This window comes from Candidatus Pelagibacter communis (assembly GCF_001180185.1).
GTDB lineage: Bacteria > Pseudomonadota > Alphaproteobacteria > Pelagibacterales > Pelagibacteraceae > Pelagibacter > Pelagibacter ubique_F.
The window spans coordinates 1-1,408 of record NZ_CVSS01000030.1 but is presented as its reverse complement, the minus strand read 5'-3'; the positions used below and the strand labels follow the sequence as shown (position 1 = coordinate 1,408).

3 protein-coding genes are annotated in these 1,408 nt (G+C 25.1%); 2 read left to right on the top strand and 1 reads right to left on the bottom strand.

What is annotated here, in order from left to right; translation table 11 throughout:
- Positions 1-346 (top strand): carbohydrate ABC transporter permease (locus AMN95_RS02160; protein ID WP_143323757.1); only part of this gene is annotated, 346 nt, incomplete at its 5' end.
- A gap of 117 nt (positions 347-463) precedes the next feature.
- Here the strand turns inward: AMN95_RS02160 and AMN95_RS02155 are convergent.
- Positions 464-1,105 carry a hypothetical protein gene (locus AMN95_RS02155; protein WP_075522357.1) on the bottom strand — a complete coding sequence of 214 codons (642 nt, stop codon included), beginning with the start codon at positions 1,103-1,105 and terminating at the stop codon, positions 464-466.
- A gap of 62 nt (positions 1,106-1,167) precedes the next feature.
- On the opposite strand from AMN95_RS02155, the gene AMN95_RS02150 reads away from it, so the two are divergent.
- A partial coding sequence (locus AMN95_RS02150; protein WP_143323756.1) for a hypothetical protein occupies positions 1,168-1,408 on the top strand: 241 nt, incomplete at its 3' end.

Below are 1,408 nucleotides of genomic sequence, written 5' to 3'. Positions count from 1 at the left end.
AAGTATTCCAAAAGAAATTGAAGATGCAGGAATTATGGATGGTCAGAATTGGTTTGGCATAATATTAAAGATTATAATTCCTTTAAGTTTACCAGCTATTGCCTCTGTCGCTCTATATGTCTTTATGATTGCGTGGAATGAATTTCTTTTTTCTTTAATGTTTTTAGATAGCCCAAAATCTTTTACTTTATCAAGAGCTATTCAGTATTTAAGTGGTGATGCGGAAACACCTCGCCAATATTTAATGGCAGGCTCTGTAATAGTTACTTTGCCTGTGCTTTTTATATTTATCTATTTTGAAAAATATCTTGTGAGTGGTTTGACTGCTGGCAGTGTTAAAGAATAAAAAAATTTACTTATTCCTCTTGTTCAATTATAAATATTAGCATAAACACTCATGAAATTCATTAATGCCCTCGTGGTGAAATTGGTAGACACAAAGGACTTAAAAAGCTCTCTCAATTTATTTAAGCTCTTTTTCTAATTTTTTTTGTTTATTTTTTGAATGTGCTTCAAAAACAATATTAAAATTTTCAGTTAAGTTTTTATTTTCTTCTTCAAGCTTTGAAATTTTCTTTTCATAATTTAAAAGCATTTTATCAACTGTTTTTTTTAAGTTTTTATTTTCTTTTTCTAGTGTTGCTAATTTTTCTTTTACTACATTAATATTTTTTTCATTATCAATATTTTCTTTTTTTTTTGAGTCTAACTTATTAATCAAATTGTCATATTTATGTTTATCATGAGAAATCAATAAATCTTCAAGAATATTAAGGTTTCTTAATGCAACAAGTTTCGCTGGAGGTTTTTTTTCTACATAAAGTGGCAGCATAAAATTATAACATTTTTTATCCATGCAAGTTTGTAAATTATTTCTAATTTTAAAAATTTTTTCTTTCTCTAAAAAACTATCTTCACAACAAGATTGCTCAATTTCCTCTATTGCTTTGATAATCTTTTTTTTAGCTATTGATGGAGGTGTTAAAATCATTTTTGTAGAAGTAATTCTTTTATCTGCTATCTTTTTTAAATCTGGATCTTCCGCATTAGAGTGATAGTTGAGTCCAGTAAAAAAAAGGATCAATGTTGCCAATAATAGTTTCATATTATTTTTTTTTATTAGACAGTATTTCTATAAAAATAAAAGCTTATATGTTATAATAAATTATGACAAATAGAATTTTAGTCATATTTTTTACATCTTTTTTTTTAATAATTTCAAATACAGCAAATTCAAATGAAATATATTGTCTAGATAATGAAGGTTTAATATTGCCTGTATTTGATAGATCAGACTGTAATAATTCTACAGATATTCAAATTGATCAAGATGAATTCAGATTTATAATTCAACATGATGCTTCTCAAAGATTAATTAAATTAGAGGATTTTAGAAAAAATAAGAAAG

What these genes read in the sequence shown, in the direction of transcription:
- AMN95_RS02155 (WP_075522357.1), bottom strand. Translation starts at nt 1,105, where the DNA reads ATGAAACTATTATTGGCAACATTGATCCTTTTTTTTACTGGACTCAAC.